The sequence below is a fragment of the Cellulosimicrobium sp. XJ-DQ-B-000 genome (assembly GCF_031119065.1).
GTDB lineage: Bacteria > Actinomycetota > Actinomycetes > Actinomycetales > Cellulomonadaceae > Cellulosimicrobium > Cellulosimicrobium funkei.
On record NZ_JAVHYN010000007.1, the window covers coordinates 118562 to 139354 of the forward strand.

At 74.4% G+C, this 20793-nt stretch carries 26 protein-coding genes; all 26 read right to left on the bottom strand.

All coding sequences use genetic code 11. The features are described 5' to 3' along the window. Positions 1-8 precede the first annotated feature (8 nt). Positions 9-1142 carry an EscU/YscU/HrcU family type III secretion system export apparatus switch protein gene (locus RDI86_RS12030; RefSeq protein ID WP_308821476.1) on the bottom strand — a complete coding sequence of 378 codons (1134 nt, stop codon included), beginning with the start codon at positions 1140-1142 and terminating at the stop codon, positions 9-11. Beyond that, positions 1142-1894 carry a flagellar biosynthetic protein FliR gene (locus RDI86_RS12035; protein WP_043657044.1) on the bottom strand — a complete coding sequence of 251 codons (753 nt, stop codon included), beginning with the start codon at positions 1892-1894 and terminating at the stop codon, positions 1142-1144. Before RDI86_RS12035 ends, RDI86_RS12030 begins: the two co-directional genes overlap by 1 nt. Positions 1895-1900: 6 nt before the next feature. Further along, the gene (gene fliQ / locus RDI86_RS12040; RefSeq protein ID WP_021482560.1) at positions 1901-2176 is read right to left on the bottom strand and encodes a flagellar biosynthesis protein FliQ; all 276 of its coding nucleotides are present in this window, start codon (positions 2174-2176) and stop codon (positions 1901-1903) included. Positions 2177-2178: 2 nt separating this feature from the next. Next, positions 2179-3021, bottom strand: a complete 843-nt coding sequence (gene fliP / locus RDI86_RS12045; protein WP_076403290.1) for a flagellar type III secretion system pore protein FliP — start codon at positions 3019-3021, stop codon at positions 2179-2181. Further along, positions 3018-3614 (bottom strand): flagellar biosynthetic protein FliO, encoded by a 597-nt coding sequence (locus tag RDI86_RS12050; RefSeq protein WP_076403291.1) that lies wholly within the window; start codon positions 3612-3614, stop codon positions 3018-3020. The genes fliP and RDI86_RS12050 overlap by 4 nt, the downstream gene beginning before the upstream one ends. A 5-nt stretch (positions 3615-3619) precedes the next feature. After that, positions 3620-4324: a flagellar motor switch protein FliN gene (fliN, locus tag RDI86_RS12055; RefSeq protein ID WP_076403293.1), complete on the bottom strand. Its 705-nt coding sequence runs from the start codon at positions 4322-4324 to the stop codon at positions 3620-3622. Positions 4325-4327: 3 nt separating this feature from the next. Then, the gene (locus RDI86_RS12060; protein ID WP_061266698.1) at positions 4328-5227 is read right to left on the bottom strand and encodes a flagellar motor switch protein FliM; all 900 of its coding nucleotides are present in this window, start codon (positions 5225-5227) and stop codon (positions 4328-4330) included. 66 nt (positions 5228-5293) lie between these two features. After that, positions 5294-6187, bottom strand: a complete 894-nt coding sequence (locus RDI86_RS12065; protein WP_076403294.1) for a flagellar motor protein MotB — start codon at positions 6185-6187, stop codon at positions 5294-5296. Beyond that, positions 6187-6960, bottom strand: a complete 774-nt coding sequence (locus RDI86_RS12070) for a motility protein A (RefSeq protein WP_021483317.1) — start codon at positions 6958-6960, stop codon at positions 6187-6189. Before RDI86_RS12070 ends, RDI86_RS12065 begins: the two co-directional genes overlap by 1 nt. Before the next feature lie 3 nt (positions 6961-6963). Continuing rightward, complete coding sequence (locus RDI86_RS12075; protein WP_076403296.1) at positions 6964-7275, bottom strand: flagellar FlbD family protein; 312 nt, start codon at positions 7273-7275, stop codon at positions 6964-6966. Between the two features lie 145 nt (positions 7276-7420). Then, entirely contained in the window at positions 7421-8602 is a 1182-nt protein-coding gene (locus RDI86_RS12080) for a flagellar hook protein FlgE (protein ID WP_061266697.1), read from the bottom strand. Between the two features lie 15 nt (positions 8603-8617). Next, entirely contained in the window at positions 8618-9106 is a 489-nt protein-coding gene (locus RDI86_RS12085) for a flagellar hook capping FlgD N-terminal domain-containing protein (RefSeq protein ID WP_061266696.1), read from the bottom strand. A gap of 13 nt (positions 9107-9119) precedes the next feature. Next, the gene (locus RDI86_RS12090) at positions 9120-10685 is read right to left on the bottom strand and encodes a flagellar hook-length control protein FliK (RefSeq protein ID WP_308821477.1); all 1566 of its coding nucleotides are present in this window, start codon (positions 10683-10685) and stop codon (positions 9120-9122) included. 11 nt (positions 10686-10696) lie between these two features. Next, complete coding sequence (locus RDI86_RS12095; protein ID WP_308821483.1) at positions 10697-11410, bottom strand: C40 family peptidase; 714 nt, start codon at positions 11408-11410, stop codon at positions 10697-10699. A gap of 2 nt (positions 11411-11412) precedes the next feature. Then, a complete protein-coding gene (locus RDI86_RS12100) occupies positions 11413-11847 on the bottom strand; it encodes a flagellar export protein FliJ (protein ID WP_308821478.1) in 435 nt (144 codons plus the stop codon). Continuing rightward, on the bottom strand, positions 11847-13130 hold the full coding sequence (locus RDI86_RS12105) for a FliI/YscN family ATPase (protein ID WP_232322819.1): 1284 nt from the start codon (positions 13128-13130) through the stop codon (positions 11847-11849). Before RDI86_RS12105 ends, RDI86_RS12100 begins: the two co-directional genes overlap by 1 nt. A gap of 95 nt (positions 13131-13225) precedes the next feature. Then, a complete protein-coding gene (locus RDI86_RS12110; RefSeq protein ID WP_308821479.1) occupies positions 13226-13876 on the bottom strand; it encodes a FliH/SctL family protein in 651 nt (216 codons plus the stop codon). Next, on the bottom strand, positions 13866-14987 hold the full coding sequence (gene fliG / locus RDI86_RS12115; RefSeq protein ID WP_308821480.1) for a flagellar motor switch protein FliG: 1122 nt from the start codon (positions 14985-14987) through the stop codon (positions 13866-13868). The genes RDI86_RS12110 and fliG overlap by 11 nt, the downstream gene beginning before the upstream one ends. Then, positions 14984-16612, bottom strand: a complete 1629-nt coding sequence (gene fliF / locus RDI86_RS12120) for a flagellar basal-body MS-ring/collar protein FliF (RefSeq protein ID WP_076403307.1) — start codon at positions 16610-16612, stop codon at positions 14984-14986. Before fliF ends, fliG begins: the two co-directional genes overlap by 4 nt. A gap of 2 nt (positions 16613-16614) precedes the next feature. Beyond that, on the bottom strand, positions 16615-16944 hold the full coding sequence (gene fliE / locus RDI86_RS12125) for a flagellar hook-basal body complex protein FliE (RefSeq protein ID WP_144680715.1): 330 nt from the start codon (positions 16942-16944) through the stop codon (positions 16615-16617). Positions 16945-16949: 5 nt separating this feature from the next. Beyond that, the gene (locus RDI86_RS12130; protein ID WP_021482578.1) at positions 16950-17342 is read right to left on the bottom strand and encodes a flagellar basal body rod protein FlgC; all 393 of its coding nucleotides are present in this window, start codon (positions 17340-17342) and stop codon (positions 16950-16952) included. A 1-nt stretch (position 17343) separates the two neighbouring features. Continuing rightward, a complete protein-coding gene (locus tag RDI86_RS12135; protein WP_021482579.1) occupies positions 17344-17688 on the bottom strand; it encodes a flagellar basal body protein in 345 nt (114 codons plus the stop codon). Between the two features lie 232 nt (positions 17689-17920). After that, positions 17921-18238 carry a hypothetical protein gene (locus RDI86_RS12140; RefSeq protein WP_061266689.1) on the bottom strand — a complete coding sequence of 106 codons (318 nt, stop codon included), beginning with the start codon at positions 18236-18238 and terminating at the stop codon, positions 17921-17923. Further along, entirely contained in the window at positions 18228-18650 is a 423-nt protein-coding gene (gene fliS, locus RDI86_RS12145; protein ID WP_021483132.1) for a flagellar export chaperone FliS, read from the bottom strand. Before fliS ends, RDI86_RS12140 begins: the two co-directional genes overlap by 11 nt. Positions 18651-18676: 26 nt before the next feature. Then, positions 18677-20053, bottom strand: a complete 1377-nt coding sequence (gene fliD / locus RDI86_RS12150; protein WP_061266688.1) for a flagellar filament capping protein FliD — start codon at positions 20051-20053, stop codon at positions 18677-18679. 111 nt (positions 20054-20164) lie between these two features. Continuing rightward, positions 20165-20793, bottom strand: a 629-nt coding sequence (locus RDI86_RS12155) for a flagellin (RefSeq protein ID WP_308821481.1), incomplete at its 5' end; no start/stop codon positions are given.

Sequence of the window (20793 nt, forward strand, 5' to 3'; positions counted from 1 at the left end):
GGGCGGCGTCATGCGGCCCGGGCGTCGTCGGCGGCGGGCCACTCGCCCGGCGCGATCGCCGGGCGGGCCATGCGGTGCGGGACGGACGAGGCTGCCGCGCCGCGGCGCGTGAGCGCCATGACGAACGCGAGGACGCGCGCGACGGCCATGTAGAGCTCGACGGGCACCTCCTGCCCGACGTCGCACGCCCGGTGCAGGGCGCGCGCGAGCGGGACGTCGCGGACCATCGGCACCCGCGACTCCTCGGCCTTCTCGCGGATGCGGGCGGCGACGTGGTCGGCGCCCTTCGCGACGACGCGCGGCGCGGAGCGCCCGGGCTCGTACCGCAGCGCGACGGCGACGTGGGTCGGGTTGACGACGACGACGTCCGCGTCGGCCACGGCGGCGATCATGCGGTTGCGCGTCATCGAGCGCGCCATCGACCGGCGCTGCGACTTCACGAGCGGGTCGCCGTCGGTGCTCTTGTTCTCGTCCTTGAGCTCCTTCTTGGTCATGCGCGTCTTCTTGCGGTTGCGTCGCGCCACGACGAGCACGTCGAACAGCGCGAGGGTGAGGCCCGCCGCCGTCGCCCAGACCAGGAGCGAGCGCACGCCGGAGCCCGCCGCCTCGAGCAACGACGCGATCGGCAGGCCGCCCGCGGCGAGGAGGACCGGCATGAGGGACTGGACGACCGCGTAGAGCACGACGCCGACGACCGTCGTCTTGAGCAGGGCCTTCGCGCCGTTCCACAGCGCCTGCGCCCCGAACATCCGCTTGAGCCCGCTCATCGGGTTGAACTGGTCGGCCTCGGGCCTCAGCCGCTTCAGGTGCAGGCCGCCCTGCGCGACCGACGCGAGCAGCACGGCGGCGGCGATCGCCCCGAGCAGCGGCAGCATGGTCGGCACCACGGAACCGAGCGCGTCCTGCGCGAGCTGGAGCGCGACCGCGGGCTCGGGGTTCTCGATCACGGTGCGCAGCGACAGCACCTGGTCGGTCGCGGCCCGTGCCGCAGCGCTCACGGTCAGCGGGATCACCGCACCGGCGATCCCGACCCCGACCCAGGCCGTGAGGTCCTGCGACTTGCCGAGCTGGCCCTTGGACCGGACCTCCTTCATCTTCCGGTCGGAGGCCTGCTCGGTCTTCTCCTCGGTGGAGTCGGCCATCAGCCCACCCCGCCCATGCGCTCGACGGCCTCGGCCGTGAGCACCGAGACGACATGCGGGAGCGCGACGAGCACCGTCCCGACGAGCGCGAGCGTGAGGAAGATCTTCAGCGGGAAGCCCATCGCGAACGCGTTGAGCGCGGGGGCGACCCGGTTGACCAGGCCGAGCCCGGCGTCGGCCAGGAAGAGCACGACGACGATCGGGCCGGCGATCTGCAGCCCCGCCACGAACGAGCCGGTGAGGGCCTCGACGAACGACGCCGCGGGGACGCCGGCCAGGCCGCCCACCGGGACGGCCTCGTACGAGCGGGCGAGGCCGAGCACCATCAGCTGGTACGCGTCGGAGACGAACATGAGCACGACCGCGAGGAGCGCGAAGAGGCGCGTGAACTGCGACCCGTTGACGTTCGTCTGCGGGTCGTACGCCATGCCGAGCGAGAACCCGCCGAACAGGTCGAGGTGGGCGCCGGCGGCGGTGATCGCCGAGAAGACGACCATGACGAGCGTCCCGAGCATCGCGCCCGTGACCGCCTCGGCGACGAGGTGCGCGAGGAACGTCGCGGTCCCGGTCGCCTCGTACCCCGGGGCGGCACGACCGGAGACCACGAGCCCGAGCGACACCGCGAGGATCGCGCGCACCTGGCGCGGGATGGCGTGGTGCGAGAACGGCGGCGCGATGGTCATGAACGCGGCCATGCGCACGCCCGCGAGCATCGTCGCCTGGAGCCACGCGAGGTCGATCTCGAGCTGCACGGGACGTCAGCCCCCGTTCAGCAGCGACGGGATGAGGTCGAACATCTCGTGCGTGAACGTCACCATCTCGCCGATCATCCAGTTGCCGCACACGACGAGCGCGACGGCGACCGCGAGCGCCTTGGGGACGAACGAGAGCGTGATCTCCTGGATCTGCGTGACGGACTGCACGATCGAGATGGCGAGGCCCACGACGAGCGACGTGACGAGCACGGGGGCCGCGAGCTTGGCGGCGAGGACGAGCGCCTGCGTGGCGACGTCGAGGACGGCGGCGGTCTCCACGGTCAACCCATCCCGTACGAGCCGATGAGCGACGTCGTGATGAGACCCCACCCGTCGACGAGGACGAAGAGCAGCAGCTTGAACGGCAGCGAGATCATCGTCGGCGGCAGCATCATCATGCCCATGCTCATGAGGGCCGCGGCGACGACGAGGTCGATGACGAGGAACGGCACGAAGACGACGAACCCGATGATGAACGCGGCGCGGAGCTCCGAGATGACGAACGCGGGGACGAGCGTCGTGAGCGGGACGTCGACGGGGGTCGCCGGGTTCTCGAGGTCGGCGGCGCGCGTCATGAGCGCGAGGTCCTCCTCGCGAGTGTGGGCGAGCATGAACTCGCGCAGCGGCACGGCGCCCGCGTCGAGCGCCTGGCTGAAGGTCGTGGTGCCGTCGAGGTAGGGCTGGACCGCGGCGTCGTTGATCTCGCCGAACACCGGCCACATGACGAACAGCGAGAGGAACAGCGCGAGCCCGGCGAGGACCATGTTGGGCGGCACCGTGGCGGTGCCCAGCGCGTTCCGGGTCAGGGCGAGGACGACGAAGATCTTGGTGAACGACGTCATCATGAGCAGCAGCGTCGGCGCGAGCGACAGCAGCGTGATGCCGACCAGCGTCACGAGGGACGACGACGGCTCGCCGTTCGGCCCGTTGATCTCCACCGAGAGCGTCGACCCGCCGTCCTGCGGGTCGACCGGCTGGGTGGGCGGGGCCGGGTCGGTCGGGTCGACGACCGCGGCGCCCGCGTGGGGCGCGAGCAGGACGGTCGCGACCGCGACGAGGAGCAGGACCGCCCCGACGAGCACCGCGACTCGCAGCGCGCGGCGCGACGGGAGGGCGCGTGTCACCGGGCACCTCCTCGCACGACCCGCGCGGCCTTGCGCCACGTGTCGGGCGCGAGGAAGGTGCGCAGGGCGCTCGTCGGCACGGGCGGCGCGACGACGGCGGTCGTGAGGGCCCCGGCCCGAGGCCCCGAGACGGCCGGGGGCACGTCGGCGGGCACGTCGGCGGGAACCGAGCCGGGCTCGCCGTTCCACGCCGGGGCGTCCCCGTTCGCGGGCGGCTGTGCGAGCCACAGCCGTGCCGCGGTGACGGCGTCGTCGAACGACGGCTCGTCCGAGGTCGGGGCACCGGGCGTCGCGTCCGCGGCGGTGACCGTGGTGACCGCGGTGGGCGGGACGTCGGACGGCACGGATAACGGGCCGTCGATGACGGTCACGGACGACTCCGTCACGCCGAGGAGGTACCGGCGGCCCCCGGCCTCGAGCAGGACCGCGGCGCTCTTCTGCGACAGCCCCTGGCGCGCGACCACGGTCAGCTGCTCCTGGCGCCCGCGCGGCGCGGAGCGCGAGGTCTTGCTCGCGACGCGGTACGAGACCCACAGGAGCCCGAGCACGACCGCCAGCGAGAAGGCGACGCGCAGCACGGTGGTGACGTCCATGCCGGTCAGTCGTCCGCGTCGAGGATCTTGGTGATGCGCACCCCGTAGTCGCCGCCGTCGACGACCACGACCTCGCCCTTGGCGATCGTGCGGCCGTTGAGCTGCACGTCCGCCGGCGCCCCGGCGGACCGGTCGAGCTCGACGACGGCGCCGGGCTCGAGGCTGAGCACGTCCCGCACCGGCATCCGGGTGCGGCCCACGATCACGGAGAGGCGCATCTCGACGTTGGAGATGCGCGCGAGCCGGGCACCGGTCACGGCCTCGTCGGGCAGGCTCTGCAGCGCGCGGCGCGTGCGCACGACGAACCAGCCCGCCGTCGGGCCGTCGTCCGTGGAGAGCTCGAACACGACGGACTCCGGGTCCTCGAAGAGCGCGGTCGCGTCGGCGACGCGCACCTCCCCGAGCACGCCGACGCCGGTGGTCGACCCCGCGGCCTCCAGGGCGGGGCGCAGGACGTCGGTGACGTCGAGCGCCGCCTCCTGGGAGGCGTCGGCGAGCGTGTCCTGGTCGATGAGGGCGAGCGCGAGGTCGGTGCCGGAGTCCCCCACGTACGAGGCGACGACCGCCCGTGCGGCCTGCGGGCCGACGGGGGCGCCGCCGCGCAGGGCCGCGCGCAGCGGGGTGCTGGTCGGGACGAGCTCGACGAGCGCGTGGGCGGCGGCGGACGCGGCCTCGACGACGGACTGCTCGACCGGGGTGGCGGTGCTCATGGGTCAGTTCTCCTCGGTGGTGACGATGCGGCAGGCGAGGCGGGAGCCGGACGAGCCGACGGCGCCGCGGGCCAGGACGTGGCCGTCGACGATGACGTCGAGCGGGCGGGACTGGGCGTGGGGGACGTGCACGACGTCGCCGACGGCGAGGTCCAGCACCTCGGTCGGCGTCATGGACGCGCCGGTGAGCTCGACGGTGACGTCGACGAGCGAGCGCGCGACGTGCTGGCGCGTGCGCCGGGTCGCGTCGGCGGGGTCGTCCGCCGGGTTGGCCTCGCCGAGGTGCGGGAGCAGCGCGACCGACGGCACGGCGAGGGTCGCCCGGCACGCGCGCTCGCCGACGCGGAGGTCGAGCTCGGCGACGATCATGAGCTCGGCGGTGGGGGCGGCCTGGGCGAACTGCGAGTTGTGCTGGATCGACGAGATCCGCAGGGGGTTCTCGAGCAGCCGGCCCATCGAGTGGCGCAGGTCGCGCAGCGTCTCGGTGAGCAGCGACGTCACGAGCGTGCGCTCGACGTCGGTGAACTTGCGGTCGACGACCGGGATGGACGGCCCGGCGCCGAGCATGTGGGCGATCCACGTGAGGGCGTCCGTGTGCGGGAACTGCAGGACGGCGCGCGGGCCGATCCCCTCGAGCTCGCACACGACGAACGTCGTCGTCACGGGCAGCTCGGCGACGTAGTCGTCGTAGGTGCGCATCGCGACCGCGGCGAGGTTGACCTGGCTCACGACCCGCACGCGGGCCGTGAGCTGCGTGCCCCACTGGCGTGCGAAGCTCTCGAACGCCATCTCGAGGATGCGGTGGTGCTCGCGGACGAGCGTCGTCGGGCGGCGGAAGTCGTAGACCTCGACCTTGCGGCTCGGTGCGGGCTGCTGGACCCGCTCGGGTGTCGTCGTGCTCACGACCGCTCCTATGCGGGCGCGCACGACGCGAGCCTGCGCGACGTCGCGCAGGCTCGACGGGCCGCGTCACTCCCCCGGAGCGCCCGCCTCCCCCGCCGTCTCGGCGGCCCGCGCGAGAGCCCGCGCGTCCGCCTCCGCGGCCGGGACGTCCGCCGCGCTGAGCTGCCCCGAGAGCACCTGCGGGATGAGCGCGCGCACGGCCTCCGGCGCGGACGAGAGCACCATGATGTCGACGCGGCGGTTCGTCGCGAGCGCCTCGGGGCTCGTGCCCTCGGCGAGCGGGCGCGCCGACCCGAAGCCCACCGCGGCGATCCGGTGCTCGGCGAGACCGTCCTGCTCGACGAGGTGGCGCAGCACGGCGGTGGCGCGCGACGACGACAGCTCCCAGTTCGACGGGAAGACCGACGTCACGGTCGAGGTGTAGTCCGCGTTGCCCTCGATGCGGATCTCGTGCGCGGTCGGCGCGAGCGCCGGGCCCACGACGTCGAGCACCGCCCGCGCCTCCTGCGTGAGGTCCGCGCTCCCGGGCGAGAAGAACGTGTCCGCGGACACGAGCCGCACGGTCAGCCCGCGCTCGTCGATGTCGAACCGGACCGTGTCGGACCGCCCGTGCGCGGCGAGGTCGCGGGCCATCGCGTCGCGCAGCGCCGAGAGGTCCGACACCTCGTCGAGCGCGCGCTCGAGGTCCGTCTCGACGTCGACCGGCTCCTGCGCCGGGTTCTCCACGACCTCCTCGACGACCGCGGCGTCCTCGACGTTGCCGAAGCCCTCCGCGAGCGAGGACTTCAGCTCCTGGTACTTGCCCTGGTCGACCGAACTGATGGCGAACAGGACGATGAACAGGCACATGAGGACGGTCACCATGTCCATGTACGACACCATCCAGCGGCCGGAGCCGCCCGTGTCGTGCCCGCCACCGCCGCCCCCGCCGCCGTGGCCGCCCCTGCGACGCCGCGCCATCAGGCGGCCTTGTCCTCGGGCAACGACCACTCGGGGACCATCGTCTTGAGCCGCTCGTCGATGACCCGGGCGCGCGAGCCCGCCTGGATCGACATGTAGCCCTCGAGGAGGACGTGGAGCCGCTCGATCTCGAGATCGGACAGGCGCTTGAGCTTCGCGCCGATGGGCAGCCAGATGAAGTTGGCGGAGAGGATGCCCCACAGGGTCGCGATGAACGCCGCGGCGATCATGTGCCCGAGCTTCTCGGGCTCGGACAGGTTCTCCAGCACGTGGGTCAGCGAGACGACGGTGCCGACGATGCCGATCGTGGGGGCGTAGCCGCCGATCGCGTTGAAGAAGTCGTACGCGACGGCGTCCTCGCGGGCCTTGGTCTCGATCCGCTCCTCGAGCAGGGTGCGCAGCTGCTCGGCGTCCGAGCCGTCGGCGAGCGACTGCAGCGCGCTGCGCTGGAACGGGTCGTCCGTCTTCTGGGACTCGGCCTCGAGGGCGAGCAGGCCGCCGTCGTTCTGGACGATCTCCGCGGCCCGGACGACCTCCTCGATGGCCTCCGCGGGACGCGGCGCCTTGCCCGTGAACGCGCGCGGCAGCGTCTTGAAGGCCCGGACCGAGTCCTTGAGCGTCCCCGACGCGACGGCGGCGAAGATGCTCGCCCCGAAGACGAGGATGATCGGTGCCGGGAGCAGGATCGAGGTGATCTGCGACCCCTCGAGGTACACCATCGCGATGAGCGAGCCGAACGCGACGAGGATGCCGATGATGGTTGCGGGGTCCATGGCCTACTTCGTCCTCGTGTCGGGCAGGGGTGCGAGGGCGACCGGGCGGTCGCCGGGGGCGGGGGCGTCGCCGGGCGCGGACCGGACGACCTCGAGCGGTGCGCGCTCGGCGGGGGCGGGCAGGGAGCGCGCGAGCGCGAGCACGCGCGCCTTGTGCTCCTCGACGAGGCGGATCACGACCTCCATGGGCTCGGTCACGATGTAGCGCGAGCCGTCGATGAGCGTCACGCGCGTGTCCGGGTTGGTCTCGACGCGGGCCACCAGGTCCGCGTTGATCGCGATGCGCTCGGAGCTGAAGCGCGTGAGGACGATCACGGCTCTCCCTTCGGGTGGGACGGGTCCGGGTCAGGTGCGGACGGGTTCGGGACGGAGGTGCGGGTCGGGGGGCGGTGCGGGCTCCGGTCCGGGGTTCGGTGGGGTGCCTCCCGGTCGGGCCGGGAGGCACCCCACCGCGCCCGGGTCAGCGCTTGAGGTTGACGAGCTCGGTGAGCACCTCGTCGGACGTCGTGATCACGCGCGAGTTCGCCTGGAACCCGCGCTGCGACACGATGAGGTTGGTGAACTCCTGCGAGAGGTCGACGTTCGACATCTCGAGAGCGCCCGCGGTGATCGAGCCGAGGCCCGGGTCGCCCGCGGCGCCGACCAGCAGGTCGCCCGAGTACTGCGTCGCCGCGAAGAGCGAGTCGCCCGCCTTCTCGAGCCCGCCCGCGTTGGTGAACGTCGCGAGCGCGACCTGACCGAGGACCTCGGTCCGGCCGTTCGAGTAGCGGCCGACGATCGAGCCGTCGCCGGAGACGGAGTACGACGTGAGCGACCCGGCGGCCCCGCCGTCCTTGCTCGCGACGGCGACGTTCGACAGCCCCGCGTACGAGGTGAGCGCGTCGAGACCGACCGTCACCCCGCCGACGGCGAGGGACCCGCCGCCGGTCAGGGCACCACCCGTGAACGTGAGGGCCTGCGGGCCCGCGAGCGTCGCGCCGGTCGCGCCGTCGCGGGCGCTCACGGACCAGCCGCCGGCGGCGGCCGTGAAGACGAGCGAGAGCTTGCTCGCCCGGCCCGCCGCGTCGAAGACCTCGACGTCGCGCACGAGCTCGGTGCCGTCCGCGGCGTCCGAGGGCAGGTTGCCCCCGAACGTCACGCCCGTGGTCGCGCGGGGCGGGATGACGTCCCCGACGGGGATCGTGAGGTTGCCGAGCGGGCTGCTCGTGTTCACCACGCCGTCGGTGGCGGTCCAGCCCTGGACGAGGTCGCCGCTCGCGTTGACGAGCCGGCCCGCGCCGTCGAACGTGAACCCGCCGTTGCGCGTGTAGTACGCCTGGCCGCCCCGCTCGACGACGAAGAACCCGTCGCCGTCGATCATGAGGTCGGTCGGGACGCCCGTCGTCTGCGCGGCGCCCTGCGTGAACTGCGTCGTGATGGCGGCCGTCGTGACGCCGAGGCCGATCTGCGCGGGGTTCGCGCCGCCGACCTGCTGGTCGGGCGCGACACCCGCCGCGACGAGCTGGGACAGCGTGTCCTGGAACTGGGTGCGCGAGGACTTGAAGCCCGTCGTGTTGACGTTCGCGATGTTGTTGCCCGTGACGTCCAGCATGTTCTGGTGGGCGCGCAGGCCGGAGATTCCGGTGTTGAGGGAGCGGAGCACGAGAGTCCTTTCGGGTCAGGCGGCGGAGCTGCCGTGGTCGTCGGTGGCGCCGTCCGTGGCTGCCGGGGTCCCGGTGGCATCCGTGCTGACCGAGGAGGTGACGGCGGAGACGTGGTCGAGGTCGACCGTCACCCCGCCGATCGTCACGGTGGGTACCGCGTCGCGGTACGACACCGCGGTGGCGGTGCCCGTGTGCTCGACGCCGTCGGCGTCGAGGTAGGAGACCTTGTTGCCCAGGAGGTCGGCGGCCGACTGGCGCATCTGGAGCGCGAACGACTCCTCGACGAGCCCGCTCATCCGCGTGAGCGCCTCCATCATGGCGAGCGACGTCGTCTGCGAGACGATCTCGCCGGTGTCCATGGAGCTGGACGGGTCCTGGTTGCGCAGCTGGGTCACGAGGAGCCCGAGGAAGAGCTCGCTGTCGTACTCCTGCTTGGGCGCGCGCACGCTCTTCGTGGCATACATCGATGCCGGCGCCGGCGCGCTCACGGGTTCGACGGGCACGTGGTTCCTCTCCTCAGACGAGGACGTCGAGGCGCCGGGCGGCGCCGTACGTCCTGCCGACCACTGTCGGCTCGGTCTCGGGCTCGGTGGCCCCTCGGTGCGGGCGGGCCGGGTCGCGGTCGTGCGCGCCGGGCTCCTGCGGGTCGCGACGCGCGCCGGACCCGTCTGCGGTGGCGCCGCGGCCGTCCCGACCGTCCCGACCATCGACAGCCGCGCCCGGTGCTCCCGCGTCCGCGACGGTGACCGACGACGCCCCGCCCGCGATGCCCGCGAGGTCGCGCCGCAGGTCGGCGACGATGGCGCGCAGCGCCTCGCGGCCCGTGTCGTGCGGCGCGTAGAGCTCGATGCGCAGGTCACCGCCCGCGACGTGCGCGCGGACCGTCACGGGCCCGAGGTTCTCGGGCGTCACGGAGAGCGTGAGCACGTGGTCGCCGTCGCCCGCCTCGGCGAGCCGGACGACGGGCCCGGCGACCTGGGCGTGCAGCGGCTGTGCCGGGTGCGACGCGGCCGCCGGGGCGGTCACCGCGGGCGCGCCGACGGCGGCCGGTGCGGCAGGGGCCGCGACGGGGGCGGCGGCGAGGAGCTCCCCGGCGGCCCGCGGCGCGGCGTCCGGCGCGAGGGTCGTGCCCTCCGGGCCGGTCGGGACCGGTGAGGTCACGCCGTCCGCCTCCCCCGGTGCAGGGGCGACGGCGACGCCCCCCGAGCTGGTCGGCGCACCCGGCGCGGCGGGGACCGGCGCACCCGGCGCGGCGGGGACCGGACCCGGCGGCGGGGTCGTGGTCGTCCCGGCCCCGGGCCCGGCGCTCGCCAGGGGTCCGGCCGTCGCGACGGCCTCTCCGGCACCACCGCTCGCCCGCGTCGCGGCGGGCACCGTCACCGGGCCGTCCGCCGTCGCCGTCGCGTCGGACGACCACGGTGCACCGGTCGGCGTCCGAGCCTCGCCCGGCCCGGCCGCCGCCGCGGCGCCGACCGCCGAGGCGGTGCCGGCCGCCGAGGCTGTGCCGGGTGCGCCCGGGCGGTCGCCCGTGGCCGGGGCAGCCGTGGACGCGTCCGGGGCGCCCGCGGCGTCCGCCGACGACGCGGCGCGCGTCGGACCGTGCTCGTCGCCGGGCGCCGCGTCGTCCGCGACGGCGGCAGCTGCCGCGCCGTCCGGCGTGGCGGTGCCGGCGAGCGCGCCGTCGAGACCGACGGGCGCCGCGTCGGGGAGCACCGGCAGGCCCGGCAGGCCGACGGGCACGGCGGGCTGACCGTCCGCGGCGGTGGCGCCGTCCGCCGAGGAGTCGGCGCCGGGGGCCCCGGTGGCCGCGGGCCCGTCGGTCGAGGACCCGTCGGTCGAGAGCCCGGCGGTCGGGGTGCTGCCGGTCGAGGACTCGGCGGTGGTCGCGCCGTCGTCGACGGCCCGGTCGGCAGGGGTGCCCTCGCGAGCACGCGCGGGCTCCGGGCGGCCGCGGGCCGCCTCGCCGAGCGCGGCGTCGAAGCTGCGGCCGAACGCGTCGGCCGAGGCTCCGGACGCCGCCCGGGGCCGCGCCGTCGTGGCCGGTGCCGGAGCCGCGACCAGGGCGTTCGTGGTCAAGGTCATCGTGGTCCTCCTCAGCCGATCACGCGGCGGACGGTCGTCACGGAGGCGTCGGTGACGTCCGTGATCTCGACGGTGCGGCCGGGCTTGGGCGCATGGATCATCTGCCCGTCGCCCACGTAGATGCCGATGTGCTTGCCCCCGCGCTGCACCACGAGGTCACCGGGACGCGCGTCGGCGAGCGAGCCGACCTCGGTCCCCTGGCGCATCTGATCGCGCGCGACGCGCGGCAGATCGACGCCGTGCGCGGAGTACACGAGCTGGACGAGGCCCGAGCAGTCGAGGCCGCCCTCGCCGAGGCTCTCGCCGCCCCACACGTACGGCACGCCGAGGTACTGGCGCGCCGTCTCGACGACCGACCGTCCCGCCGCGCCGTCGGTCGCGCCGTCCGGCGCGGTCGCGGCGCCGACCGGCGCCGTGGGGGCCGCCGGCACGACGGCTGCGCCCGCAGCGCCCGGCGACGCCCCCGCCCCGAACAGCGCGCTGCGCGCGAGCTCGTCGGCGCCCGTCGCTCCGGACAGGCTGCCGAGCAGGCGCCCGACCACGTCCGAGCCGGTGCCCGTCGCACCCGTCGTCGGCAGCGCCGAGAGCGCCGAGAGCGCCGACGCGAAGTCGGTCGCGCTCGTGGACGACGACGCCGGCGTCGACCGGCCGGGGGCGGCCACGACGTCGTGCAGCGCCACGATCTCCGTGCGGATCTCGCCCACGCGGGCGAGCGCCTGGGTCATGCTCACGTCGTCGACCCCCCGGCCGTCGTGCGCCGCGCGGCCGAGGCGATCTCGTCGAGCGCGGCCTGGTCGGCGCGCCCTTCCGCGCGGGCCGTCTCGGCGTCGTGCCGCTCCTCGAGCTTCTCGAGGCCCACCGCGGCGGCGCGGGCGCGCGCGAGCTCGGCGCGCGCCTCGTCCACGGCGTGGGCGCGCACGCGCTCCTCGGACTCGAGCACGGAGAACAGCGCGCTCGCCGCGGCGCGCGAGGCCGCGAGCCCGGACAGCGCCGCGCTCGTCGTCGGGCGCTCGGGCGAGGCGTCGAGGTAGGCGGCGAGACCGCCCGCCTCCTCCACGGTGCGCGCGAGGTCCGCGTGCGCTCCCGCGAGCGCCGCCTTGGCGCCGTCCTCCTCGAGGCGGCGCAGGCGCAGCACGCCCGCGAGCCGGAACTTCCCCGCCATCAGTCCTCCCCTCCGGCCAGCACCTGGGTGAGCCGCGTGAGGCGCGCCCACGACTCCTCGGCCGGCGTCCTGTCGGTCATGACCTGCTGCAGGAAGGCGTCGATCGCCCCCTGGTGCTCGAGGCTCGCGTCGACGAGGGGGTCGGTGCCCTTCTTGTACGCCCCGATGTCGAGGATGTCCTGCGCCTTGCGGCGCGCCGCGAGGACCCGGCGCAGCGTGAGCGCGACCGACCTCTGCTCGGGCGTGGTCACGCGCGACGCGACGCGCGAGACCGACGCGAGCGCGTCGACCGCCGGGTAGTGGCCCGAGACGGCGATGGACCGGTCGAGCACCACGTGCCCGTCGAGGATCGAGCGCGCCTGGTCGGCGATCGGCTCGTTGTGGTCGTCGCCGTCGACGAGGACGGTGTAGATCCCGGTGACGGAGCCCGTCGCCGCGGTGCCCGCGCGCTCGAGCAGGTTCCCCATGAGGGAGAACGTCGACGGCGGGTAGCCGCGCGTCGCGGGGGGCTCCCCCACGGACAGCCCGATCTCGCGCTGCGCCATGGACACGCGCGTGAGGGAGTCCATCATGAGGACGACGTGCGACCCGGCCTCCCGGAACGACTCGGCGATCCGGGTCGCCGTGAAGGCTGCGCGGCGGCGCATCATCGCGGGCTCGTCGGACGTCGCGACGACGACGACCGACCGGGCCAGGCCCTCGGGGCCGAGGTCGTCCTCGAGGAACTCGCGCACCTCGCGCCCGCGCTCGCCGACGAGCGCGATGACCGACACCTCGGCGTCGGTCCCGCGCGCGACCATCGACAGCAGCGAGGACTTGCCGACGCCGGAGCCGGCGAACAGCCCGATGCGCTGGCCCCGGCCGAGCGTGGTGAGCGTGTCGAGGACCCGTACGCCGGTCTGGAGCGGCGTGTCGATGCGCGCCCGCTCCATCGCGGCGGGCGCGTCCGCGTCCACGGGCACGCGGGGCGCGCGCCCGAGCGGGCCGCGCCCGTCCACGGGGCGGCCGAGCGCGTCGACCACGCGGCCGAACAGGCCGCGCCCGGTCGGGACGAGGACCCCGGTGCCGCGCGTGCGCACCGGGTCGCCCGCGCGGACACCGGAGAGCCGGCCGAGCGGCATGCAGCGCGCCCTGCCCTCGGCGGTCGCGACGACCTCCGCGTCGAGGGGGTGCGGGCCGTCGCCGACGTGGACGAGGTCGCCGATGCCGCAGCTCAGGCCCGCGACCTCGAGGCTCAGCCCGACGGCCGACGTCACGACGCCGACCCGCTCGGGCCGCGCCACCGCGACGAGGGACTCGAGCGCGGGCGGGCGGGAGTGCGGGCGGGTCGCGCCCGCCGTGGTGCGCGTGCCCGGCACGGCGGAGCCGACCGGGGCCGTCACGACGACCCTCCGGCTGCGCCGGGCCCGGCGTCGGGCGTGAGGTCGGGCCCGACGTCGAGCAGCGCCAGCTCGGCCCGCGCCCGGTCGACGGCGGCGCGCACGCGCGCGTCGAGGAAGCCGTGCTCGAGCTCCGCGACGGCGTCGCCGCGGTCGAGCGACGCGTCCGCGACGAGGCGGACGTCGTCGACCCCGGCCTCGGTCAGCAGGCGCACGTCGTCGGGGTGCAGCCGGACGGCGACGACCGCGCCGTCGGCGACGGCCGTCGCGCGCGCGAGGGCCGCGCGGGCGGCCCCCGGCCGGTCGGTGAGCTCGTACCCGAGGACGGACCCCGCGAGGTCGAGCGCGCCCCGGACCGTGGCGTCCTGCGCCGCGGCGACGACGGGGACCGTCCGCTCGCCGAGCGCCCGGGCGGCCTCGCGCAGGACGGCGACCGCGCGTGCGGTCCGCTCGTCCCGCTCGACGGTGCGCCGCGCGTGGTCCGCCTCGAGCGCGGCGCGCAGGCGCTCCGCCTCGTCGCGGGCCGCGCGGGCCCCGGCCGCGTAGCCGGCGGCGTACCCGCGGGCCGACGCCGCCGCCTCGACCTCCGCGACGCGGTCGCTGCGCAGGACCGGCACGGCCCGCGGCACGAAGGAGGCATCAGTAGACAAGCTCGTCCCCGTCCGTGCGGTGGATCGTGATCTTCTCGTCGGCCTCGAGGTTGCGGACGACGCGGACGATCTCCGCGCGCGCCTCCTCGACCTGGCTGATGCGCACCCCGCCCAGCCCGGCGACCTCCTCCTCCAGCAGCGCCCGGTTGCGCTCGGAGATGTTCTTCGTGATCGTCTCGACGACCTTGGCGGTCGTGCCCTTCATCGCGAGCGCGAGCACCGACATCTCGACGCCGCGCAGGATGATCTGCACGTCGCGCGCCTCGAACGAGGCGATGTCCTCGAAGGTCAGCATGCGCGAGCGGACCTCCTCGGCGAGCTGCGGGTCGCGGGCCTCGAGCCCTTCGAGGACCGCCTTCTCCGTGGCGCCGTCGGAGCGATTGATGATGTCGACGAGCGGCTGGACGCCGCCGAGGATCTCGACCGGCTGACGCGGGGTGATGCTCGCGCCCATGCGGGTGCGGAACTGCTCCGACACGATCTTCACCGCGTCCGGCGACGCGGTGCCCATGGTCGCGAGCGCCTGCGCGACGTCCGTGCGGTAGTCGTCGGCCAGCTTGGCGAGCACCGCGGACGCGACGCCCGAGCTGAGGTGCGCGAGGACGAGGGCGACGGTCTGCGGGTGCTCGCCGTCGAGCAGGGACACGATCTGTCCCGGCTCGGTGCCGTCGAGGTACTCGAACGCCTTGCCCTGCATGCTCGCGACGAGACGCTCGACCACGTCGGCCGCCCGGTCGGCGCCCATCGACGCCTCGAGCAGCCCGACGGCGAAGTCCTTGCCCCCGCGCGGGCGCGGCGTGCCGGACAGCGCCATGTCGTAGAACTCGTCGAGGGCCGCGACCGCCAGCTCCTCGTCCACCACCTGGGTGCGCATGATCTCGGCCGCGACCTCGGAGGCCTCCTCCTCGGAGAGCAGCGACAGGACCGTCGCCGCCCGCTCCTGGCTGAGCTGCATGAGCACCAGGGCGACCTTCTGCACCCCGCTCATCGCGGCGACCTTGCGCGCGGCCTCGGTCGCGGCCGCCGCGGCGGCGGGGTCGAGGGCGGCCGCCAGACCGGCGGCGCCGGTGCCCGGGGGCGCCGTCTCGGGCGGTGCCGTCGTGACGCTCATCGCTGCGCCCCCGCCCGGTCCTCGGCGAGCAGCACCCGCAGGTACTCGGCCGTCTTGTCGGGGTCGGTCGCCGCGAGCGCGTCGATCTCGGCCCGACGCTGGTCGAGGCTCGTGAACCGCGGGGTCGGCGGCTGGATCTCCGGCCGCTCGGGCACGGGCTCGAGCTCGCCCTGGCCGCCGCCGGACGGGAGCGCCGGGCGGTCGTCCTCGCGGTCGAGCTCGTGCAGGGTCGTCATACGGAGGTCCTCGAGGTCGACCGTCTCGCGCCGCTCGCGGCGACGACGGGCGCGCCGCACGGCCACGAGCACGATCACCAGGGCGATGAGCACCCCGGCGACGACCGCCGCGGTGCGCAGCATCTGCGCCCGGCTCTCGGCGGCGGCCGCCTCCTCCGCCGCGGCGAGCGCGGCCTGGGCCGACTCCGCGGCGCCCGTGTCGAACGGCAGCACCGCGACCTCGACGGTGTCCCCGCGCTCGGCGTCGATGCCGGCGGCCGCGGAGACCATCGCGGTGATCGCGGCCGTGTCCATGCCCCGCGCCACCTCGGCGTCGAGCGCGACCGACACGGCCTGCCGGGTCAGCGCGCCGGCGGGCGTCGTCGTGGTCTCGGTGACCTTGTCGATCGCGTTGTTGCGCGTGGCGTCCTCCGACGTGTAGCTGCTGTCCCCGCCGGCGCCGCCCGGGACGGCGATGTTGTCCGGTCCCAGCACCCCGGCGACGCCACCGCCCGCGCCGGTGTACTCCTCGGTCGTCGTGGACTCGTTGAGGACGGGCCCGCCCTCCGGCGTGCGGAACGTCTCCTCGAGACGCTCGGAGCTCGCCACGTCCATCTGCGCGGTCACCGCGACGGTCGAGTTCCCGGCCCCGACGACGCGGTCGAGCATCGCCTGCACCTGCCCGGACACCTTCTCCTCGTACTGCCCGGCCTGCTCGCCCGACGACCGCGCCCCGACGCCGACCTCGGAGAGCACCTCTCCCTGCGCGTCGACGACCGCGACGTCGGTGGGTGCCATGCCGTCGATCGACGCCGAGACGAGGTGGACCATCGCCTCGACCTGCTCGGTCGTGAGCTTCTGGCCGCGGGCGGGAGCGACGAACACCGACGCGGTCGGGGTGCCCTGCTCGGCCGCGAAGACCGTCTCCTCGGGGATCGCGAGCTGGACGGTCGCCGTCTCGACGCCGTCCATCGCGGAGAGGGTGCGGGCGAGCTCGCCCTCGAGCGCGCGCTTGTACGTCACGTCCTGCTGGAACTCGCTCGACGTGACGCCCATCTCGTCGAGCAGCGAGTAGCCGCCCGCCGACTCGTCGGCGGGCAGGCCGGCCGTCGCGGCCGCGAGCCGCTGCTCGTAGACCCGCTCCTCGGGCACGAGCACCGTGCCGCCGCCGTCGGTCAGCTCGTAGGGCACGCCCTGCGAGCGGAGCTGGTCGACGATCGCGGCGGCGTCCGCGCTCGACATGCCGGAGAACAGGGGCGTGTAGCTGGGGCGCGACGCCCACGACACGAGCGCGACGATCCCGACCACGAGGATCGCGAGGGCGAGCAGCGCGAGCGTGCGCTGGGCGATGGTGAAGTCGCGGACGGCGCCGAACGCGCGGCCGAACGTCGACCTGATCTTCTCGGGCATCGTCAGGCCTGCATCCTCATGATCTCGTTGAACGCGTCGACCGCCTTGTTGCGCACGGCGGCGACGAGCTCGAGGGTCGTCTGGGCACGGGTGGAGGCGATGGTCGCCTGGTGGACGCTCTCGAGGTCGCCCGTGACGGCGGCGATCGTCAGCTCGTTCGCGGCGCCCTGGAGCTGCTGCGTGCTGTCGACCGCGCCGCCCAGCACGTCGGCGAAGGCGCTCGCGCCCGCGGCACCGGTCGACCCGGGCGCGGCGGCAGCGGTCGCGGAGAGGCTCTCGACGCCGGTGAGGTACCCGGTGCCGGTCGTGGCCTCGACGGAGGGGATGGACATGAGGATCACTTCCCGATCTGGAGTGCTGCTTCGTAGGCCGTCTTCGCGCGGTCGATCACGGCGGCGTTCGCCTGGTAGCCGCGCTGGGCGAGGATGAGGCTGCCCATCTGCTCGGACATGTCGATGTCCGGGTAGCGCACGTAGCCGTCCTCGTCCGCGAGCGGGTGGTCCGGCTCGTACGTGAGCCGGCCCTCCGCGCTCCCCCACGCCGCCCCGGCGACGTACGCGCCCGGGTTCTTCTCGCCGCCCTCGGTGGCGAGGACGTAGCGGGCGCGGAACGCGGCGTCGTCGGTCGACGTGACGGTGTTGACGTTCGCGAGGTTGTCCGCGACGGCGTCGAGCCACTTGCGGTGCAGGGTGAGGCCGGTGCCGGCGATGCCGAGAGCGTCGTAGGTCATGTCAGGCCGTCCGCATCGCCGCGCGCAGGGCGGCGGCCTCGCCGCCGACGGCCTGGGTCGCGAACTGGTAGCGCAGGACGGTGTCGACGTTCGAGACGGTCTCGGTGTCGAGGTTGACGTTCGAGCCGTCGAGCCGGGTCGGCTCGAGCGAGCGGTCGACGGTGAAGGCGGTGCGCCGGGCGTCGCCGTCGGCGACGGAGGCCGCCAGCGCCTCCTCGAACTGCACGCGCTTCGCGGTGTAGCCCGGGGTGTTGATGTTGGCGACGTTCTCGGCGATGGCGCTCTGCCGGGCGGACAGCCCGTCCAGCGCGCTCTGGATCGCTACGGAGGTGACGGAGTCGAACACGGTCGCGGATTCCCCACGTCGTCGGTGTCGGCCGTCCGATGGCCTGCGGGGGGAGCGGTCCGTGCTCACCCTGAGCCGACGACGGCCGAGGGGCCGCCGTCGTGCGTCGTGCGCGCGCAGCGGGGACGCGTGCTGCGCGGTCGGTCGTGTGCTCACCCGACCCCTATGCAGGGTCGCGACGCGTGAGCCGTGCTCGCCCGGGAGCGCCGCCGGGCCGGAGGTGTCGCGAGGGTCAGGCGCTCACGTCGAGGTACGCCGCCGCGGTCGAGTCGTGCGCGCGGGGCACGCACGTCAGGGCACGGGAGTGCCGCCGGTTCTCCACGATGGCGGCGTGCAGGCGGTCCACCACGTCGGCCTGGCGGACCAGGACCTCGAGCGCGCGGTCCACGAGCTCGGCCGGGAGCCGCCCCAGCCCGGTCGGAGGGGTCCACGCGGCCAGGTGGGCGACGGCCGTCTCGCCGGCGTGCTCGCCCGCGACCGACGCCATCGCGTCGAGCTCGTCGAGGGCACGGGTCCAGGCCGTGACCGTGCCCGCGCGGTCAGGCGACACCGGTCGCTCCGCCGCCGTGCGCCGCGGCGCTCCCGTGCCCGGCGGGCAGCACCTCCGCGGCCTGGCGCCACGTCTCCTGGAGCGGCACGACGATCTCGAGGACCTCGTGCGTGCGCCCGATGTCGCGGTGGACGTTCGCGGCGACCAAGGCTTCGTGGACGTAGACGTAGAGGGCCATGAGGTCCTCGGCACCGTCCCAGACCGTGGTGTCGAGCGAGCCCATGAGCTCGGCCACGATCGCCTGGGCGTGCAGGAGCTGCTCGGACGCGGCGGCCCACCGCTCCTCGCCCTGCGCGGCCTCGGCCCGGCGCAGGTCGAGCACGAGACGGTCGTAGAGCAGCGTCAGCAGGCGCGCGGGGGACGCGGTGAGGATGGCGTCGCGCCCGTAGGCGCTCCGGGCGAGGTGGGTCACGGCGGTTCCTTCGCGGGAGGTGCGGCTCAGCGCTTCGAGGACGAGGAGGGCATGAGGGTCGCGAGCTGGCCCGTCAGCCACTGCTGCTGCGAGTCGAGCTTGGCGAGCTGGACCTCCATGACGGTGTACTGCGCGGTGAGGCGCTTGAAGCGCTGCTCGAGCCGCTGGTCCCACCGGGCGATCTGGTCGTCCAGCCGGGTGGCCTGGGTCTCGCGGTTCTTGACGGACGTCGTGAGGAGGCCGTCGTACTTGTCGGAGAGCATCTCGGAGGCCTTCTGGACGCGCGTCGCGACCTGCGTGAACGTGCTCATCGTCGTGTCGGGGTCGGCGGCGAGGGCCGCCGAGAGCTTCTCGGCGTCGAACGTGACCTCGCCGTAGCGCGTGATCTCGATGCCGATCGACGACAGCGACGCCCCGTCCACCGGGTCCGTGACGGCGCCGAGCAGCGACTGGCGCGCGTTGCGCACGATGGACTCGCCGGCGAGCGTCGCGCCGGAGGTCGAGCCGTCGGACCCGATGGTCACCTTGGTCTGCGTCCCGATGCGCGCGAGGATCGCGCTCACGGCGTCGACGAGGCTGCGGACCTTGTTCGCGCGCGCCTCGGGGTCCTCGGCGACGGTGACGGTGACGGGGTCGGCGGACGCCTTCGAGACGGTGACGTCGATGCCGGGAAGGAGGTCGGTGAACGTGCTCGACGCCGAGGTGACGGTCTGCTCGGCGGCGGTGCCGGCCCACAGGCGCACCACGGAGTCGGCGGCCGCCGTGACGGTGGCCGCGCCGGGAGCGGCGAGCAGGTTCGTCGCGGTGCCGGCGTCCACCTCGGCGGCGGTCCCGGCGTGGAACGAGAACGCGCCCGCGGCGCCCGTCGCGGCGCCCGTGAGCTGGAGGCGGTAGAGCTTCTCCCCCGTCGCGGCGTCGGTACCCGCACCGACCTTGACCGCGGTGACGCCCGCGTCGGCGCGGTTGATCGCCGCGACGACGTCGTCGAGCGACGTGGAGGCCGCGGTCAGCTCGGTGTGCTCGCCCGCGGCGTCCGTGAGGGTGAAGCGCGTGGTGGGAGCCGTCGTGAGGGTCGCGGTGACCGACTTCTGCGCGGTGGCGACGGCGTCGACGACGACGTCGATGCTCCCCGGGGAGGCGCCGGCGCGGGCGGTGACCGAGACCGCGTCGGACGAGCCCTTCGCGGTGAAGAGCGCGAGCGCGTCGCCGGCGGTGAGCTCCTTGGCGAGCTTCGCGAGCGCGGCCACGCGCGTGTTGAGGTCCTGGAGCGCGGAGATCTCGGAGCGCTCGGCCTTGACCTTGGCCTGGAGCTGCTGCTGCGGGATCGACTCGACGGCGATGAGCTGCTTGACGAGGTCTGCCGTGTTGAGACCGCTCGACAGCCCGGTGAAGGAGATGCCCACGCGGATCACCTCCAGGTGTGGGACGGGGGACGTGCTGGGGACGTGGTGCGGAGAAGACCCGGCGGACGGCGCGGAGGGCGGTCCGTGCCGCCCGCCGGGTGGCCGTCAGGGTCAGCCGAGGAGCTGGAGGACTCCCGAGCTGGCCTGGTTCGCCTGGGCCAGCATCGCGGTGCCGGCCTGGGACAGGATGTTGGTGCGCGAGTAGTTCATCATCTCCTTGGCCATGTCGACGTCGCGGATGCGCGACTCGGCGGAGGTCAGGTTCTCCGTCGCGACGTTGATGTTGGAGATCGCGTACTCCAGGCGGTTCTGCGTCGCACCCAGGCCGGAGCGAGCCGTCGACACGGCCTTGAGCGCCGTGTCGATCGTCTCGATCGCCGCCTGCGCGTTCGCCGCCGTGTTCACCGTGAGGGAGCTGCCGCCCGCGGTGTTGTACACGCCCGCCTCGATGACCGTCTGGAGGTCGTTGGTGGTGAGGTCGATGGTGATGGTGTTGCCGTCACCGGTGCCCTCGGCGCCCACCTGGACCGTGAGGTCGGTCGCGCTGGCCTTGAGCAGGTCGATGCCGTTGAAGTTCGTCGAGTCGACGATCCGGTCGAGCTCGTCCGCGAGCTCGTCGAGCTCCGACTTGATGGCGGTGCGCGCGTCGGCGTTGTTCGTGTCGTTCGCCGCCTGCACCGACAGGTCGCGCATGCGCTGCAGGATCGACTGCGCCTCACCCAGCGCACCTTCCGCCGTCT

Coding starts and splice junctions, on each gene's coding strand:
- RDI86_RS12030 (WP_308821476.1), bottom strand. CDS start 1,142: ATGGCCGACTCCACCGAGGAGAAGACCGAGCAGGCCTCCGACCGGAAG.
- RDI86_RS12050 (WP_076403291.1), bottom strand. CDS start 3,614: ATGGACGTCACCACCGTGCTGCGCGTCGCCTTCTCGCTGGCGGTCGTG.
- fliN (WP_076403293.1), bottom strand. CDS start 4,324: ATGAGCACCGCCACCCCGGTCGAGCAGTCCGTCGTCGAGGCCGCGTCC.
- RDI86_RS12065 (WP_076403294.1), bottom strand. CDS start 6,187: ATGGCGCGGCGTCGCAGGGGCGGCCACGGCGGCGGGGGCGGCGGTGGC.
- RDI86_RS12070 (WP_021483317.1), bottom strand. CDS start 6,960: ATGGACCCCGCAACCATCATCGGCATCCTCGTCGCGTTCGGCTCGCTC.
- RDI86_RS12090 (WP_308821477.1), bottom strand. CDS start 10,685: ATGACCTTGACCACGAACGCCCTGGTCGCGGCTCCGGCACCGGCCACG.
- RDI86_RS12095 (WP_308821483.1), bottom strand. CDS start 11,410: ATGACCCAGGCGCTCGCCCGCGTGGGCGAGATCCGCACGGAGATCGTG.
- RDI86_RS12100 (WP_308821478.1), bottom strand. CDS start 11,847: ATGGCGGGGAAGTTCCGGCTCGCGGGCGTGCTGCGCCTGCGCCGCCTC.
- fliG (WP_308821480.1), bottom strand. CDS start 14,987: ATGAGCGTCACGACGGCACCGCCCGAGACGGCGCCCCCGGGCACCGGC.
- fliF (WP_076403307.1), bottom strand. CDS start 16,612: ATGCCCGAGAAGATCAGGTCGACGTTCGGCCGCGCGTTCGGCGCCGTC.
- fliE (WP_144680715.1), bottom strand. CDS start 16,944: ATGTCCATCCCCTCCGTCGAGGCCACGACCGGCACCGGGTACCTCACC.
- RDI86_RS12130 (WP_021482578.1), bottom strand. CDS start 17,342: ATGACCTACGACGCTCTCGGCATCGCCGGCACCGGCCTCACCCTGCAC.